The following is a 16,541-nucleotide window of genomic DNA, read 5'->3' as shown; positions in this document are numbered from 1 at the left end:
ATCATCCGGCAGTTCCTCGAGGCCGACCTCGTCGACACCCTGCATGTGGCGGTCGCGCCGACGAAGCTCGGCTCCGGGGCCCGGCTGTGGGAGTCCCCCGATGAGCTGCTCGACCGGTTCCACCAGGACGTCGTGCCCAGCCCGAGCGGCGTGACGCACCACCTGTTCTGGCGGAAGTGAGGCCGGACCAGCCGGCCGGCGCGGGTTCCGTCACCGGCGCCCGCGGCCGCGGCATGGCCGCCGCCCAGCGGCGTCCTAGGAGTACAGCTTGGAGTCCGCGACCATCAGCAGGCGTCGCTCGCCGGCGAGTGCCTTGAGGGCTTGTATCGCGCCGACGACCTGGGAGACCTCCCCGGCGCCGCCGGAAAGGACGCGGGAGAAGACCGGGACGGCGCCGTCGGCGGCCACCCCGATGCCGGCCTGGACCTGCTTCAAGTCCACCCGCCGGTCCTTGGGATGCCCGAACTTGACCATCGGGTAATCCTCGTCCTGCCCGGCCTCGGGGCGGCGCCGTGCACGGACATCCTCGTCATATCCCAGTGGATGCGGGCCACATCGATGCCGAAGCCGGCGATCGCGGCCGCCCCGACGCTGCCGGCAAGCCGGTCCAGGTGCGGAGCGATGGCGTCCAGAGCACGCGCCAGGCGGTCGTCACCCAGCAGGTCGGCCTCGACGCCGAAGACCTCCTCCACCGCCCAGCTGCGGGCCCAGTCCCCGACACTGAACAGCGGCGCCGGAGCGGGCAGCCGGTTGGCCACCAGCACCTCGATCACCTGGCCGTGCGTCAGCTCCGCCCAGGGATCGGGCGGGCAAAGGGCATCGCCGATCCCCGCAACATCCAGCCGGCGCAGAAACTCGGCAGCGACGGGCAGAGCGCCCAAACGCTTGGTCACCACGGACTCGATCACGCACTCCATACGGGGGCGTTCCGTCCGTGGCCGCGGGGACCGGGAAGTCATCGACACACCCGGACCAACGTTGACAGGCCCGTGCCGGACACTGCCCGGCCCCGCTCTCCAGCCGAATCAGCGACCCGCGAAATACGGGGCTAATCCGTGACGAAGGGGGCGTATCCGGTCGGGACCTCGTTGACCTGCAGGCCCGAAAAGAGCAGGGTGAGATGCTGCGCGTTGGTTTCGATGCGAACCTCGTGGAAGTCGATCCCGACGGCTTGGGCCCAACGGCGGGTCGCTTCCGACTCAGGGAGAACCTTCGCGCCTGGGTACAAGCAGTGCCACTTCACACCCCAGACGTATCCGTCGAGGTCGACACCGGTCTCGTGGTCGATGAGTCGGTCGTCCAGAGAGACACGCCAGGTTTCGGGCGCCACCGTCGACTCGCACCGGGCCTCGACGCAGTACCTGAAGAGATACCGCAGGTAGGCCGGTTCCACCCCGGTGCGGGGATCTGCTGTCGCGTAGACGATGACTTCATAGTCGCGCATGTAGTTGGTGTATCCGTGGTGCACGACGGCGTGATCGAAGGTCTCGTCCAACATCTGTTCAAGTACTGCGGCGTCCATTCCGCCGTTCTACCCCACGTGATCAGCCCTCCGACAGTGAGATAGGTACCAGGGCCGGACACAGCTGCCGCCCGGACAAGTCCTAGCGGCGCAACGCGTGCGGGAGATGTGGCGGGCCTGCCCCCGGCCGGTGCGGCAGGGCAGGCCCGGGAAGAGGTGCGGCATGGCAGGCGTGCTGCCCGGCCGGGCGGGGTGGGCGTACTGGCGGGCCGGTTGGGGGGCAGCCCTGGGGCGCGCGGTGGCTTCCAGGCCGAGCGGCCGGACAACCGGAGTGGACGGGGCCCTTCGCTTTGGAACGGAGTCGGCCGGGAATCGGGCCGTCCCCCGTGGCTCATCGTGCACGTACAAATGGACCCGGCCGGATTCGAACCGGCGACGGCAGACTCCGGCGGTGGTCGCCCCGACATAGAGTGATCATCATGCCGGTCCCCGTACATGCCCTCGCCCACCGGCCGTTGACCGCCGCGGCGGTCGCCGAGCTGCTGGACCTGCCGACCGCACCGCCTGTCGCAGAGGACTTCGATGCCCTCGACTCGGAGCTGCGGCGCCGCGGCTGCGGCTGGGAGCACGAACTGGTCGCCGACTCCTTTCGCACGGGCTCTGCCCACGTTCTCTGCACCGACGGCCCCAGCCCGTTCGGGACCCCGGAGGCCCGGCACTTCCTGGTCTTCGGCGAGCTGTACCCCGTCGACCCGGACGACGAGGACTTGGACAACGGGCCGTGGCTGTACGAGCTCATGGCCGACTGGCAGCAGCAGCCCGGCTGGACGGGGCACAGGCCGGCCACCGTCCAGGACTGCGAGACCGTGCTCGCACAGGCGGCGCAGACAGTGACCGAGCACCTCGGCGCGGCTCCCGAGCGGACGATTCTGTCCGACGCGGCCGTGGTCACCGGGCCCAGCCTGACCCACCGCGTCTGGCGCACCCCCACCCACGCCTTGGTGGTCGGCCCCGCAGCCGACAACGGCCCCTACGGCTACCTCACCCACCTGCAGCTGTCCTACACCCCGCTCACCTGCGGCCCCGAACTGCCGCCTGCGGACGACGAGGACGCCCTGCCCGGCTGGATCACTTCGCACATCGACTGGTGACCGATTGCGCCGAGGGCGGGCGCGGAGCGGCTGGGGCTACTTACTGATCGTTTCAGAATCAGGTTCTCCTGTCCGACGGAGCCTGTCAGTCGTCGAGTCGCTGAAGGACCTGCGCGAACTCATCGTTCTCAAGCAGGCCGACGAGTACTCGTGTCATGTTGCTGATGCCGGCATCGCGGACGATGAGGCCGTCCGAAACCCAGAAGTAGCGGCCTCCCAGGGCTTCCCCGCTTGCCGCCCACCTCTTCATCACAAGCTCGACCTCGGCCAGAGTGATGATGGTCGCGCTCCAACGAGAGCCGTCGGGGAGATCGACGAAGACGTCGATGTTGCCCACGGACTCCAGGTCCTCACCGGCCTTCGGACAAATGCGGCCTCGAAATGCTCTGTATGGACTCGGTAGAAGGGGCCGTCCCAGGCTCCCTGGTGTCTGATCTGACTCATCAGGCGAGTCTGTCGGGCCAATCGGCCCACCTCAACCGGGATCCTCCGCCACGCTTCCGGGCGTGAACAGTGATCTTGTACCCGATGGCCTGTGGACGCGCATTGCTCCGATGCTGCCGCCCCGTCCGCAGCGGCGGCATCGGTATGCAGGACGACACCGGATGTGCGACCGCATTGCGCTGGCAGGCATCATCTACGTCCTTCGTACCGGTGTGACCTGGCGCGACGTGCCACGTCAGGAGGTGGGTTGTTCCGGGGTCACGGCCTGGCGTCGCCTGCGGGACTGGACCGAGGCCGGCGTCTGGCCGCGACTGCACCGCTCGATCCTTACCGAGTTGCGGGCGGCCGGGCTGCTGGAGATGGACGACTGCGCCATCGACGGCTCACATCTCCGCGCCCTCAAAGGAGGCGCCCACACCGGACCATCTCCGGTTGACCGGGGCCGCCCCGGTAGCAAGCACCACGTCATCGTCGACCAGCACGGCACACCGCTCGCGGTGTCACTGACCGGCGGCAACCGGCACGATGTCACCCAGCTCATGCCGCTTGTGATGCCATCCCGCGCATTCGTGGCCTGCGCGGACGGCCGCGCCACCACCCGCGGCGCCTGTTCGCCGACCCAGGCTACGACTTCGACAAGTACCGGCGACTCCTCCGGCGCCGAGGGATAACTCCGAAGATCGCCCGCCGTGGTGCCCCGCACGGCTCCGGCTTGGGCAAGACCCGGTGGGTCGTAGAGCGCACCTTCGCCTGGCTTCATCAGTTCAAGCGCCTCCGCACTCGTTACGAGATACGCGCCGATTTACATCAGGGCCTGCTCGAACTCGCCTGCAGCATCATCTGCTTGAGACGAGTCCGAACCGCATTCTGAAACGATCAGTAGTGAACAGGCTGACCAGCTCGCTGTCCTGTCGCAGCGTAATTGGCAGGAGCAACGATGCCTGACCGGTCCTGTTGCCATGTCGAGTCCCCATTCGATGAAGCCTCGGCACTCGGGGCCGAGGCGTTCGGCTCCGCCACGACGTCGTCGATGACGTACTCGTCACCCACCAGGGAGAGCAGTGTCTCCCGCGTGATCGTCAGGTGAGCCAGCCGTTCCTCAGCCGCCGCGATCTTCTCTCGAAGCGAACTCCCCGCGCACGATGGCCTCTTCTGTATCCAGACGCTCGAACAGCGACGTCACCCCGCCCCTGCTTTCACCCGCAGCCGACATTGGGCCTCGACAGCACTCGAAGCCCCGGTCAAACGTAGGGCGGGCCGCAACAAGATCGCAGAGGGTGACTGCCAAATGACCCCAACCGACCACTTGCGCCCGCCTTGCGCGCGCACTGCTCCGCTGGCCGACAACTCCCGTCCGCGCCGTAGGCTCCCCCCATGCCGACCGAGGACAGCCCCCAGAGCACCGTCAAGCACTGGCAGGAGTGCACGGATGTGTACGACTTCCTGGAGCAGATCCGCCTGCGGCCCGGAATGTGGCTGCCCAGCGGTTCCCTCCGCCACTTGGAGTCAATCCTCACCGGATACCGCGTCGCTCTCGGCGTCCCATGCCATCGACGAACCCTTCGACTTCTGGCCCGAAGACGACTTCACCCAATGGCTCCGCGAACATTGCGAGATCCCCAGCTCACTCGGCTGGGCCGCAGAGATCGAACGCCAGACGCCAGCCGACTCCACGCCGGTCGAGCCGTTTTTCCGGCTGCTCGACGAGTACCGCGCGGATCGACGTTGCTGAGGCTGCGTCAGGCTGCCCTGGCAGCGGCGGGGACGCATAGCGGAGTCGACTGTCAGACCTGGCGCCTAGCGTGATCGTGGGGGAGCTACGGGCTCCGCCTGACCTGCGCGACTGAGTGTCCGACGATCGCACTGGGAGGGGAACGTGGCCAAGGAACGTGACTTCGGCCCGCACCAGCTGGCTGACTGGCTGGGGCTCGAACCGAAGCAAATTCGCCGAGCCCAGGCCCGGGGGCTGATACCGCCCCCCCCGACATCGACGATGAGCGTTGGTCCCTGACGCTGGCCAAGACACTGCCAGACCGCCTCCAGGAAATAGCGGAGGCCGTGAGCACCGGAGAGGTCTGTGACCCAGCACCGTCCCTCCACGTATCGCGGTCGGTCACCGCTGGGACGGGAGGTGCCAAAGCCACCAAGGGGCGGGTCTTCGGCCCTGTCCAACTGGCGAAATGGCTGGGCCTGGAGAACTGGCAGGTCCCCCGTGCGGTGCAGCACGGCTTGATTCCACCCCCGGATGTGGACGACAAACGCTGGTCGCACACCGTGGCCAGTACTCTGCCCGGTCGAGTCGAAGAGATCCGGGCCGCTGTGGGCGACCATCCGGGGCTTGGATCGATCAAGGCGGCAGAGCATCTATCCCAGCGCACGCAGCTGGATGTCGAGCGCGTGGACGTGCAGACCCTGGCCGATCACGGCCTACTGCAGCCGGTGGGCGAATTCAAGGGACACCCCATGTACTCCTTGGACGACCTCGACAGGCTCCCCGAGGAACAGATCACCACCACGGTCCGCGAACGCCATGCCTGGATCGAAGCGAGCCTGACGACCAAGGAAGCAGCAGCACTCCTCGGCTGGCCCGTCGGGATTTTCGAAGTAACCGCCGAACGTCACGCAGTGCTACCCGGGCCACTGGGGCGATATGCCCAGACGGACGTAGAAGAGCTACGTGATCAGCCAGGTCCCGTCTAGGGCAGTATCGACGCAACGTTCAGGAAGTGATCTTCGCCGAAGTGGGAAGCGATCTTCAAGAGGTCCCTTCGCTGCATGTCAGGTCTACTCGTGAACACCCCAACTCGGGGGCCGGGGCAGTGTCGGTGGCTGGGGTGGTGGGCGCGGAGAAACCGGACACGAGAGTGCGGGAGGCCCATGGGCTGCCGCCCGGCACGCGTGAACCCTGGCCGGAGGCGGGGTTATCGGTGCAACACACGGCAGGTGGGAGGCGGCTGCCCTGCCGCCAGGAGCACGGCGTACGGCGACGGCCCGCCCGCGCGGGGGTGCGCAGACGGGCCGTGGGCGGTGCCAGGCAGTGGTGGCGGGCGATGCGGCGGTGCCGGTGCCGGGCAGCGGTGGGCAGGCTGGAAGCGGCATGGACATCGATGAGATCTCGGCTGCGCCGCAGTCGGCCAGGGCCCGGACTTTGGTACTGGTGAGCGCCAAGCCCATGTGCCCCGACTGCCCAAGAACCCATCACTCGGAGCTGACCTGCGGAAACGACGAGGTTAGGGAGGGCGTCGTCGGCCTGGCCCTGGGAGCCTGGCCGAGAAGGCAGCGCGGCGGGGGCACACGCGCCCCCTGGGGCGGGGATACTGGTGGGGTGAGTGGAGAGATGTCGCTGCATCCGAGGTGGAGCCACCTGGCGGACCGGCTGCCAAGGTCGCTGGAGGACCTGCACGGGCCGTCCACGGGTGTCGTGCGGCTTCCGCAGCACCTGGCCTGGTCCGGTCTGACCGAGTTCGACCTCGGCGACGAGCAGCTCGCGATCGGCCTGTACCGGATCGTGCTGAACAACGGACTGCGCGCCGACCTCGTGACCTACCTCAATGCCGATCTGCTGCGGGCGCACTGGCCTGTCCTGCGCCGCGTGGTCGGCAAGCCGCTGCGCTCCTGCTGGGAGCAGCGCTTCCCGCAGCTGGCGTCCGCGGCCGCCGCGTGAAGCTGCCCCCTCTGCACGAGCGTCTCCTCGCGGACGCACTTCAGGCGGGCGCCCCGTACGGTCTCGTTCTCGCGGGCGGATACGCGGTGCAGGCGCATGAGCTGGTGTCCCGGCTCAGCCAGGATCTGGACTTCGCCACCACCGACCCGGCCGGCCTGGACGTCATCACCACGCACCTCGCCCAGGAGCTCACCGCCCGGGGTTGGCAGGTGGCGGTGATCGAGGTCGCGCCCCGCATGTCCCGGATGACCGCCACCGACCCGGTGACCGGGCAGGCCTGCGAACTCGACCTCCTCCTGGAGGTGTTCACCAGCCCACCCGCCCAGACCAGCGTCGGGCCGGTGCTCTCCCTCGACGACACCATCGGCCTCAAGACGCGGGCGGTGCACGACCGCGGCTTCCCCCGCGACCTGATCGACGTCTTCAGCGCCCGCCACCTCTACGGCACCCTGCAGATGGAACTCCTCGGCGCCCAGCACGAGGACGACTTCGACCTCGAGGAACTCCACGCCCGCCTGGAAGCGGCCGAGTTCACCCACGACCGCGAGTTCACCGCCTACGGCATGGCTCTGGACCAGGTCGCCGAGCTGCGCCGCTGGGTGAAGGACTGGGCAGATGATCTCGGAGTGCGCCTGGCCGCCCGCTACGACGAAGAGACCGGGTAGCGGGAGAGGGCGGGCGCCCGGCCTGTGCAAAGACCGCAGAGGCATACACCCATGCATCCCGGGCCTGCCGTGCATCGCGCTGCCAGGGTGCTGGTGTCGGCGGGTCGAGGTCCTCGCGGACAGCGTGAAGCCCCCGGGGCTACGTCACCGGGAGCTTCACAGCTCGGCGTGCGCGGTGAACGAGGCGGCCCGGGGGTTGTCACGGCCAGAGCCGCCAAATGGGCCCGGCTCGGCCGGCCGCTGGACTCGCGGCAGGCTCCCGGACCAGGGTGGGGTCATGAACGACGACGACAACGCCCCAGAGACGTCGGACAACGGGCCCGACCTGGCCTCGCTCTACCTGAAATCGGTCAAAGCCCGGATGGACCCCGATCAGTTCGCCACGCTCGACCAGGCCGTGCATGAACTCGCGCACATGCTGTCCGACGGTCACACCGGCATCTTCGAGGCCGGCGGCCGGGAAAACTTCACGGCCGATGTCCAGCGCGAGCTCCTTGCCGTAATGGCGATCCTGACGACCGGCCGTATGGACCACCACGTCGCGGAACTGCCAGGCCCCGACGGCAGTACGGGCTACGCGGTCGTGACCGCCGACGTCGCGAACGATCCGGAGACCGCGCGAGCGCCATGCCAGGGCCTTCTACCTGCGCAGAACGGCGGTTAAAGATCGTGAGGCCTCTCGGCGGCAGCAGCCACGGAGCGTCACGGAGTCCACGTAAGTTCCCGAAGCTCGATCGCCGGTTACCGAAAAGTCATATTCGGCGCGGTACGGCTCCGTCCTGCCAGCGGTAGAGGTCGCGCAGCAGGGAAATCTCGGCGCCGTGATGGATCAGCTCCCTGTTGACGTGCAGGACGATGCCCTCCATGGGAAACCGCTCGGGACCCACCGTGGGCGGATTCTCCAGGTCAGCGTCCGAGAGTTCGCGGACCCCCGCGTTCCATCTCCCATACATCTCATCGAGCTGTCTTAGCGCCTCGTCAGCGGTCCCCGCGTAGGCGAATGTCTGGGAGTCGACGTCCTGACCGCCGAAGTGCCATCCGACCCGATAGCCCAGGCACGAGACGATGATGTGCGCCAGCCGCCAGGCAATCGTGGTCACCGGCGCCGGCACCGGGTCAGGGGACGCGGAGTCCACCGTCCACTCCCCCGAACCTGCCGACATCGGTGCGGCCGACGTGCCACGTCGGCGGATGCTCCAGCAGCCGCGCACCGGCTCCCAGAAGTACTCCTCATCGGCAAGACCGTGCAGCCGCGGCCGCAGGTTCTTGTGCCAGTGCCGGTCCAGCTGGTCCGCGAGCCGCTCGCTTCTTGTCATTTCCGCACACTACAGACAACGGAGACCTGGCTGCGACCCTCGCGGACGCCGTCGCCGGCCGTGGGCCGCGAGAGCGTACCGCACCGGGAGATGACGCTGGGGGCTGATGTGCCCTTCGGGCCGCGCCGCCGCGAGCGGCTGTTTGACATTAACAACCCGGCTGGCTGGGTTGGGTTCAATGACCCAAATGTGACAGCCTCGACCGATGACATGACGGATGATCAAGACCGCAGACTCCCGCCCGTGATCAGCATGAGTACCCCGAGCGAGCGCCACGCCAGAGCCTCCGACCTGCATGTTCGAAGATGGCGAAGACTCAGTAGACGGGACCATCCCCGCAGGTGCGGGGAACAGCCGCTCGCGTCGCGGAGGCTCTCCTGGGTGAGGGGACCATCCCTGCGGGTGCAGGGAGCAGCCGGCGAGCTGGGACTTCCATGGCTACGTGCCGGGACCATCCCCGCGCGTGCGGGAAGCAGCAATACCTGCTCGGCACCGACGCCGACAAGCCGGGACCATCCCCGCCGGTGCGGGGAGCAGCCGAACGTGCCCGCCGTGTGGCCGACCGTCGGGACCATCCCCGCGGGCGCGGGGGGCAGGGCTTGGGCCCTTGCCCTGCGGACGCTTGAGGGACTGGCTATGCCGACTTCTACGGGAGGCGTTTCGGGCATGGAGCGAAGATCGAAGTCGATGAGCTTTTGCGGGTGTTGCTGATCAGTCCCAGTCGGACGGGGGCTGCTCGACTCTGCCGCCCTTGTGCGGCAACCGCACGTAGTCCTCGGCGCCATGGGGAAGTGCGGAAACGCATGCTGTCGAGCAGGCGTTGACCAGGAGGGGCAGCACATCGGTGGCCACTTGCAGGGAGATCCACACTTGGTGGAGCCCACCCTGCTCGATCGGCCGGTCGCAGACACTGCACCCGCGGATGGCTGTCGTCCCCCAGCGGCGGGCATCAAGTTTCGTCAGGTCGAGGTCGGCGACGGCGTCTTGGGACGGCTGCAGTCCAGGGAAGGGCGGACGGAGCTTGTAGTTCCCGAACAGTGCGCGGGTGCTCACCGTGCTCCGAGCCAGCTTGGAGCATCTGGTGATCTCGTAGGGGAACCAGTGCAGTCTGTATGAGGTGTAGGGGGTGAACTCCTCCAGGCTGGTCATCGCCCCGATCTCGGGCGGTATCCGGACCAGGTTGCTGCCATAGAGCACGAAGCGCTTGACCGCCGTCAGCTTGGCGATGCTCGGCGGCAGGGTGATGACCTGACGCCGCTCCCGGGCACTGAGTTCAACCAGCGGACGGAACTCCTCCCGTCCGTCGTCCGCAGCCTCGTCGATCAACTCCAGCAGACGCCGCCATCCAGGGGCCGAGGTGTCCTGATGCTCGCTGTGGAAGCCGACTCGGGCTCGCGGATGCGGCCTGGCCTGGTCGAAGCACGTGCATACATCCCGGTAGGACTCGCCCCCTCCGGCACCGGGGTCCGACGTGTCGCCCCACCGGTTCACAACGAGTCTCGGTTCTCCCTCATCCACCATGGCCCCAAGATACGGAGCCTCTGATGCAGGTACATCAGGCTGGCCTTGCGGGTCAGGAAGTCCGACCCCACACCTTCGAGGGTGTTGCAGCCGCCACATACCGGTCCTTCTCCGAACTACCGGCCCGGCCTCATTGTATGAGGCAGGAGAGCGAGGGCCTAGGAGCCGAGGGAGGCGGCGCTGCGGCGGGTCTCCGCGAGATGGACGTCGACGTACCGGGCGAGGGTCAGCGCATCCTGGGGGGCGTCGGCCTGGAAGGTGATGCGACGCAGCAGGCTGACCCGCTGAGCGCGACGCCCTCGCGGTCGAGCACGAAGATGAGGGCGAGGAAGGCGGACCGGGCGTTGCCGTCACCGAAGGGGTGGAAGAAGCAGACGTCAAGATAGGCGCCGATGCCCACGGGCCCGTCGTACGACTTTATGCGCTTGGCGAGGGGGCGAGAATGCCAGCGGGATGAGCGTGGTCAGCGGCCTCTCCAGCGGCTGCACCGTGGCGCTGGTGGGGACTTCCGCGACCGCGAAGCGGTAGCGGTCAGTTGCCGCCATGGTGAGCGTCTCGCCCTCCAGGGTCATCTGGACGCCGTGAGGTGGGCCACCGACGAAACTCTATGACTTGGGACTTTGCAGCGTTCGATGGGCCGGGATCCCGTGACAGTGTCCGTGAATCCCTGGGTCGTACTACCAGTACGTGTGAACCATCCGAGCCGGACTGCGTGCCCACGGGTACGTGTGTACTAGTCAGCGCGAGACCATGTCAGACTCCACCTCTGACCTGGTGCCGGGGCCGGGTCCCAATCACACAGGGGTGGGACATTGAGAGGGCTTAGATACTCCGCAGCGGCAGCCACGGGTGCGGTGATGGCCCTGGGCGTTTGCAAGAAGCTCTCGTAACGCCCACCGCCGACGTGGGGCATCACGGCGACCGGGCTTCCAGCTCATAAGTAGGTGCTTTTTCTTTCTCCCTGCTGTAGCCGGTAGGGCGGTGTCGGCGGATCAGCTTCCTGGTGGCAGGTGCGTTTTGTGTCGTTCGTGTTCCTAACCGGCTTCTGGTACGGCGTAGGAGAATTTGTACCCGGTGAAGTCGGCGACGTGGACGTATCCGATGCGTTGATAGAGGGCGTTGCTGGTGGGGTTGGTCGGGTCCGCGAACAGGACGACGTCCGTCGCGCCCGCGGTCAGGGCGGCCCTGCTCACCTCGACCGTCACGGCGCCCGCGTAGCCGCGACCCCGGAGGTGGGCCGGGGTGTAGACGGGGTCCACCCGGACCATGCCGCCGACCATCGACGTCGAGCCCGCCATGGAAACGGGAATGCCGTCCGGGGTCTCCCAGAACGTGAAGTGCTTGTCCGCGAAACGTGTGTCGGCCCAGGAGCCGGCGTCAATGGCGTCTATGGAGACGTTTTCTCCGCTACCGACGCAGAACTCACGGCACCAGCGCACGACTTGCTCATGGTCTTTTTCGCCCGCGACGCGGCCTCGGCCCTCTGGGCGCGGCTGTGGTGGGGTGAGGGTGCCGAGACGGTAAAGGTGAGTCCGCCAGAAGGGTACCGGCGCTGCGCCCGTGTGCCGCTGCCATGTCTCGGCGAAAGCGGTGGCGGTGTCGTGGTCCGCGATGACGCCGGAGGGGGAGCGGCCGAGGCCAGCCAGGTGAGCGGCGAGGGTGCCGGCCTGCTTGGCAGAGAGGGGAGTGACGCTCAGGTATCCGCGCGGAGTGCGATAAAAGATGGCGTGGACCTCGCCTCCTGACTCCAGTCGGCCAAAGACGGTGGCTTCGGCACCGTGTGCGTCCGCCCCGTGTGTTCGCAGTTTCTCGATGTCTGTCAGCGGCGTGTTGTGCAGGGCGGGACGCGAGCGCAGGAAGTCTCCGGCTCGGGCGAGGAAGTCGTCGACGTCTTCGGTGAGTTGCCAGTCATCCGGGAGCATGCTTCATGATCCCGGATGTACTCGACTCGGGAGAGCACTTGCTGGCTTCGTCCACGAGAACGGGCTCTGGCTCAACTTCCGTGACGTCGCCACGGTGAGTGACGGTTCCTGGTCCCGAGGTAGGCCCAAAACGGGCCATGGGACGATCTCGATGGTGATGGGCGGCTGAGAGCTACGAGTCCTCGATGATCCCGCAGGTGGTGAGGGGTTGTTCGTCGGTGCAGTCTATGAGGCTGCCCGCCACGGCCTTGAGCAGGCGGTCTTCCCCGGTCGGTAGCAGGACCTCGAGCTGTCGCCCAGCTACGTTGCACACCATCATCGAGAGTTCAGCGACGATCTCGACGGTCGTGCCAGGGGTCCGGAGCTGCAGATTCGAGACGGTGCCGTCAATGGTGGAGAGGAAGACACCTTCGGCTTTCACTGCGAGGCGAGCGCGGTGTCGTTTTCCGCCAGAGTTGCGGAATCGTACGTCACAGCGGATGCGGACGGCTTCCCCACGCTTCAGTCCGGCGACCGTTCGGGAAATGCGGCGCTTGCGCCATAGCTTGCGTATGCGGCGAAGGAGCGGGTCAGCCACGATCGCGAAGCCCACGATGACGAGGGTCTCCCGCATGGGCATCTCCTGTGGCTCGGCATTCCCGTGATCAAGATCGTGCGCAGACTGTCAAGCTGACAGCGCCTTCGCACCAAGATGATCCCATGGCCCCTTTCGGGCGTGCCTCGGCCCCACCTGGCAGACACCTGTTTGAGACGTGATTCTGCCACTCACCGTCACTGACCACGGAACCTGAGCCAGAACCCGTTCTCGTGAACAGAGCCACCCGGTCTTGCCCTGAAGCCAAGCGTGTTGACAAGGCCGAGCTCTACCAGTGCATCCGCCGCGACGCCGAAGCCGAGAGCCTGTCCATGAGAGCCCTGGAGAGACGACATCAGGTCACCTGGCGCACCATCCGGGCTGCCCTGGACGACCCGGCACCTCAGCCCCGCAAGCCGTTGCCTCGTCGCACCACGGTCATCGATAGCGTCCAACACCTCATTGATCCCGTGATCGAAGCAGGCCGGACCTCCAAGGAGATCTGGACGAGCCTCATGGACGACCGCGAGACCTTCATCGCTTACAGCCGCATCAGGGCCCATGTCCACGACCAAATGACTGCCCATCGCCGCACAGAGAGCCCCGGGTGGCTGCGCAATGGCCAGTCGCACTGCGCGACTTCTACGCAACCGCCCTCAGCAGCGTGCGCGCGAGGGTCGCATTGCGCACAGCCCGGCCGAGCCGAGGGCCCATTGCGCAGCCGCCGGATGGGGCGGGCACGCTCCTGTTCGCCGGCCCGCGGGGCGGTTGCGGCCGGCTTGCCGGAGCGGTGAGGAGCCATGGTGAGTTCCCCGACGAAGCGCCGCACCGTGGTGAGTTCCGCCATGAGCCGTGGTGAGTTTCTGTATGCAGGCGCGCCGGTGTGGGTCCGATGGCGTGGTGAGTCCGAAAGATTCTTTGGAATCCCCTCCAGCCGGCTCCTCGCCGTCATCCCCGTGTCCGCCGTCCTCGCCGGGCGGCACCACGTCGACCAGCCAACTGTCGATCCGCTTCTGCTGACTGGACACGTAAGTTGACGAGCACAGCCAGCGTCTCCGGGGACGAGGTCCCCACAAGCATCAAGCCCGCTCGTACGGCGGCGCTCGACGCCGGACGGGCAGCTGCCGCGGGACGGCGCCGTGCCGACAGCGAACGCTGCCGACAGCGCGTCCTCAACGTCCTGGCCAAGATGCGCGCAAGAGGCGAACACCGCTTACTGACGCGGAAATCACTCGCCGAGCCGAAGTCAATCCGCAGTACCTGCAGCGGCACCGCGACCTCAAAGTCGAGGCCGAGTCTGTACGCGCCCATCTGGCCGGCGATCGGCCGTGAGCCGCCGCCGCAGCCTCAGCCCGGAAAGAGGCCGCGCTGGAGGTTGAGAACCGCATGCTCCTCGAACGGAACGCCGTTCTCCGGCGAATTCTTGAGGAGGTGCGGGCTCAGCTCCGTGCGCTACGCGTCCAAGAACTCGGTGCCCGTGCCCGCGACGGCCTGGGCTTGCCGTCCGCGCGGGATGCCGAGATGGAGGACTTGCGGAAGCAGCGGGACGCCACTCTGGCCGCCAGCCAGCGCGCAGAGGCCGATCTAGGGGCCCTCCGCAACGTCAACCAGCGCTTGATGGTAGAGAACAGTCGACTGCTCGAGGCTGCGACCCGACACGTACCTGCCGAATAGCCCGCATCTGGGCAGTCTGCGAGCAAACCGCCCCTCGGGAGTGGTGCGGCTTCAGTGGGTCTGGAAGGCACGTCCCCGGCTCCCGTTTCATGCACCGGGGACGATGGCCTGTCGACTGGGCGGCCGCCCGGCCCCTTGGAGGCAGTGGCGGCCGCGCGGACGCCCGTTACATGACCAGCCACTCCAAGAGCTCGTAACAAGATCATGTTGCTGACACGGACTCGGAGCGACCCGAGGACCAGAACCGGCTTGCACCGGGCGTTGTCAGGGGCATCAGGCACACTGCGCCGTATGAACTTGGTGACCGCGCACGACTACGCTTGGATCCGCACCTCGCCGCTCTTCCGCCACGCGATGGAGAGCGGATACACCCTGACACTGATACGGGGGCGGACCCCGCGCGAGGTGCTGCGCGCGATGGAGGCCGAACCGCGCGGCACCGGGGAGGGAACGGCCGGGCTGATCGAGGCCGACAACGCCCATCGCGCCGAGGTGGACTACGACTACTGGGACGAGTCCTACGTCGCGGGCGCCTTCAGCACTCCGGGCGAGAACGGCGACTGGACACTCGTCCTCGGCTTCGACGGTGGCCTGGGGATCGCGGGCGCGTGCGTGGACACGCTGTCGAAGGGCGGCCGGGTTGTGGCCCACTCGACCAACGGGGGCAAGCCCATCCACCTCTTCCACTGGTTCGAGGACGGTGAGCTCCGTACGACGTTCGAGGACCCCTCGTCGCGCGACGGCAACACCCCCGATGAACTGGTCCCCCTGCTGCGGGAAGTCGGCTTCACCTCGACCCCCGAGGGAGAGCACGACGAGAGCGCCCCGGACGTCGACCGGAAGGCGGCGGTCCTCGCTCTGGCCGAGAGACTCACCGGCATACGCGTCACCGAATCCCTCCTCCAGGAGGCTACGTACGAACTGGGACTCGTCCCCGAACAGCCCGCCGAGGAGTGGACCCGCGTGGTCATCGACATCACCGATGCCCACGGGGAGCGCCTGTACAGGGAATGGACCTACGAGGAGATCGCGACGGCGTCGGACCGCGCACGGGCGGAGGCAAACGCGCCGGTCGTGATCACCTACAACGAGCCGCCGGCCACGGATCGTTCGGAGCACGAGACAGGTGAGTAGCGAGGGCGCGTGGAGGGTTCCCCGTCGCACTCGCCGCCCTCTATAAGGGAGCTTGCCGCTACGGGGGCTTCTGCGACCATGGTCCAGCAGCCTTCTTGAGCCGCCGCCAGCAGATGAGGCCGCAGCCCAGCGACACGAAGGCATTGTGGAGGTCGAGGCGTCGTTCCCACCGCACGGCCAGGCGCTTGAACTGGTGCAGCAGGGCGAAGGTCTGCTCGACAACCGTAGCGGAGCTTGCCCAGGCCCTTGATGTTCGGGGCGCCCCTGCGGGAGATCACCGGCAGGATCCGGCGGCGCCGAAGTTCACGGCGCACAGCACGTGAGTCGTACGCCTTGTCGCCCAGGACGGACTCGGGTCGCCTTCGCGGGCGGCCGGTCCGTCCGGCGACGGGCGGGATGCCGTCGACCAAGTTGAGGGTCTGGGTGATGTCATTGACGTTGGCGGCAGTTGTGATGACCCGGAGCGGAGTGCCGCGCCCGTCGCAGATCAAGTGGTGTTTGCTGCCTGTCTTCCGCCGGTCGACCGGCGACGGACCGGTTGCGGCCCCCCATTTTTCGCGCGGATGTGAGAGCCGTCCACGCACGCGCGCGTCCAGTCGAGTTCGCCAGCCGCGTGCAGTTCGGCGAGCAGGATACGGTGCAGCTGCTCGCAGACTCCGGCCTTCTGCCAGCGGTCCAGACGTCGCCAACAGGTCTGTCCGGAGCCGAAACCGAGCTCCAGCGGCAGGAGTTGCCAGGCGATGTCCTGACACAAGACGTACAAGATGCCCTGCAGGCAGAGCCGGTCTGGTACCGGTTTCGGCCCTGGTGACCGCTCGGGCCAGGGCGGCAGCAGCGGTTCGATCCGTGCCCAGAAGTCGTCGTCCACGATCCACGGCCGAGTCGTCACACGAGGCAAACGGCCGGATCCTCACATCGGTTACGCCCGACCACGGCACCTCAACAAGATCTTGTTACGAGCTCATAGCGCAAAGTTAGGCCCATGGCACGGCATTTCTGGAACATGATCGTTTC

At 67.3% G+C, this 16,541-nt stretch carries 15 protein-coding genes and 3 pseudogenes; 8 read left to right on the top strand and 10 right to left on the bottom strand.

The features are described from left to right. A pseudogene (locus ABZS64_RS34280) lies at positions 1–180 on the top strand (deaminase); the annotation flags it as partial. Positions 181–255: 75 nt separating this feature from the next. Here the strand turns inward: ABZS64_RS34280 and ABZS64_RS34275 are convergent. The 3 genes from ABZS64_RS34275 to ABZS64_RS34265 all read right to left on the bottom strand — a co-directional run bounded on the left by ABZS64_RS34275 (position 256) and on the right by ABZS64_RS34265 (position 1,522). After that, the gene (locus ABZS64_RS34275) at positions 256–441 is read right to left on the bottom strand and encodes a hypothetical protein (protein ID WP_355838117.1); all 186 of its coding nucleotides are present in this window, start codon (positions 439–441) and stop codon (positions 256–258) included. Then, a complete protein-coding gene (locus ABZS64_RS34270; RefSeq protein ID WP_355838115.1) occupies positions 432–908 on the bottom strand; it encodes a DUF4277 domain-containing protein in 477 nt (158 codons plus the stop codon). The genes ABZS64_RS34275 and ABZS64_RS34270 overlap by 10 nt, the downstream gene beginning before the upstream one ends. A gap of 140 nt (positions 909–1,048) precedes the next feature. Further along, entirely contained in the window at positions 1,049–1,522 is a 474-nt protein-coding gene (locus tag ABZS64_RS34265; protein ID WP_355838113.1) for a hypothetical protein, read from the bottom strand. A 419-nt stretch (positions 1,523–1,941) separates the two neighbouring features. Here ABZS64_RS34265 and ABZS64_RS34260 point away from each other — a divergent pair, with 419 nt between their 5' ends. Then, positions 1,942–2,613, top strand: coding sequence for a hypothetical protein (locus ABZS64_RS34260; protein WP_355838111.1), 672 nt, complete (start codon positions 1,942–1,944; stop codon positions 2,611–2,613). A gap of 85 nt (positions 2,614–2,698) precedes the next feature. On the opposite strand, the pseudogene ABZS64_RS34255 reads toward ABZS64_RS34260, so the two are convergent. Next, positions 2,699–3,057 (bottom strand): annotated as a pseudogene (locus ABZS64_RS34255) (hypothetical protein). 62 nt (positions 3,058–3,119) lie between these two features. Here ABZS64_RS34255 and ABZS64_RS34250 point away from each other — a divergent pair. The 5 genes from ABZS64_RS34250 (at position 3,120) to ABZS64_RS34230 (ending at position 8,050) form a co-directional block, all read left to right on the top strand. Continuing rightward, positions 3,120–3,928 (top strand): IS5 family transposase gene (locus ABZS64_RS34250; RefSeq protein WP_355838109.1). Its coding sequence is split into 2 segments (ribosomal slippage): positions 3,120–3,606 and positions 3,606–3,928, totalling 810 coding nucleotides; the frame shifts between segments, so codons are not numbered across the junction. Between the two features lie 1,187 nt (positions 3,929–5,115). Next, positions 5,116–5,757 (top strand): hypothetical protein, encoded by a 642-nt coding sequence (locus tag ABZS64_RS34245; RefSeq protein WP_355838107.1) that lies wholly within the window; start codon positions 5,116–5,118, stop codon positions 5,755–5,757. Between the two features lie 625 nt (positions 5,758–6,382). Then, positions 6,383–6,721 (top strand): hypothetical protein, encoded by a 339-nt coding sequence (locus ABZS64_RS34240; protein ID WP_355838105.1) that lies wholly within the window; start codon positions 6,383–6,385, stop codon positions 6,719–6,721. Then, positions 6,718–7,386, top strand: coding sequence for a nucleotidyl transferase AbiEii/AbiGii toxin family protein (locus tag ABZS64_RS34235; protein ID WP_355838103.1), 669 nt, complete (start codon positions 6,718–6,720; stop codon positions 7,384–7,386). Before ABZS64_RS34240 ends, ABZS64_RS34235 begins: the two co-directional genes overlap by 4 nt. 277 nt (positions 7,387–7,663) lie before the next feature. Continuing rightward, complete coding sequence (locus ABZS64_RS34230; RefSeq protein WP_355838101.1) at positions 7,664–8,050, top strand: hypothetical protein; 387 nt, start codon at positions 7,664–7,666, stop codon at positions 8,048–8,050. An 88-nt stretch (positions 8,051–8,138) separates the two neighbouring features. On the opposite strand, the gene ABZS64_RS34225 is transcribed toward ABZS64_RS34230, so the two are convergent. The 5 genes from ABZS64_RS34225 to ABZS64_RS34205 form a co-directional block, all read right to left on the bottom strand. Continuing rightward, positions 8,139–8,702, bottom strand: a complete 564-nt coding sequence (locus tag ABZS64_RS34225) for a DinB family protein (protein WP_355838099.1) — start codon at positions 8,700–8,702, stop codon at positions 8,139–8,141. A 711-nt stretch (positions 8,703–9,413) separates the two neighbouring features. Next, entirely contained in the window at positions 9,414–10,223 is an 810-nt protein-coding gene (locus ABZS64_RS34220; RefSeq protein WP_355838097.1) for a leucine-rich repeat domain-containing protein, read from the bottom strand. Positions 10,224–10,449: 226 nt separating this feature from the next. Then, positions 10,450–10,623: a hypothetical protein gene (locus tag ABZS64_RS34215; protein ID WP_355838095.1), complete on the bottom strand. Its 174-nt coding sequence runs from the start codon at positions 10,621–10,623 to the stop codon at positions 10,450–10,452. Positions 10,624–11,257: 634 nt separating this feature from the next. Further along, positions 11,258–12,145 carry a GNAT family N-acetyltransferase gene (locus ABZS64_RS34210; protein ID WP_355838093.1) on the bottom strand — a complete coding sequence of 296 codons (888 nt, stop codon included), beginning with the start codon at positions 12,143–12,145 and terminating at the stop codon, positions 11,258–11,260. A gap of 172 nt (positions 12,146–12,317) precedes the next feature. Then, entirely contained in the window at positions 12,318–12,758 is a 441-nt protein-coding gene (locus ABZS64_RS34205) for a hypothetical protein (protein ID WP_355838091.1), read from the bottom strand. Between the two features lie 1,926 nt (positions 12,759–14,684). Here ABZS64_RS34205 and ABZS64_RS34200 point away from each other — a divergent pair. Then, on the top strand, positions 14,685–15,527 hold the full coding sequence (locus tag ABZS64_RS34200) for a DUF6461 domain-containing protein (RefSeq protein WP_355838089.1): 843 nt from the start codon (positions 14,685–14,687) through the stop codon (positions 15,525–15,527). Between the two features lie 58 nt (positions 15,528–15,585). Here the strand turns inward: ABZS64_RS34200 and ABZS64_RS34195 are convergent. After that, positions 15,586–16,416, bottom strand: a pseudogene (locus tag ABZS64_RS34195) (IS5 family transposase). Between the last annotated feature and the right edge of the window lie 125 nt (positions 16,417–16,541).

It is taken from the genome of Streptomyces sp. NPDC005408, from assembly GCF_040606445.1.
In the GTDB taxonomy this organism is placed as follows: domain Bacteria; phylum Actinomycetota; class Actinomycetes; order Streptomycetales; family Streptomycetaceae; genus Streptomyces.
The sequence above is the reverse complement of the archived record's forward strand: the minus strand, read 5'-3'. Positions and strand labels throughout refer to the sequence as shown.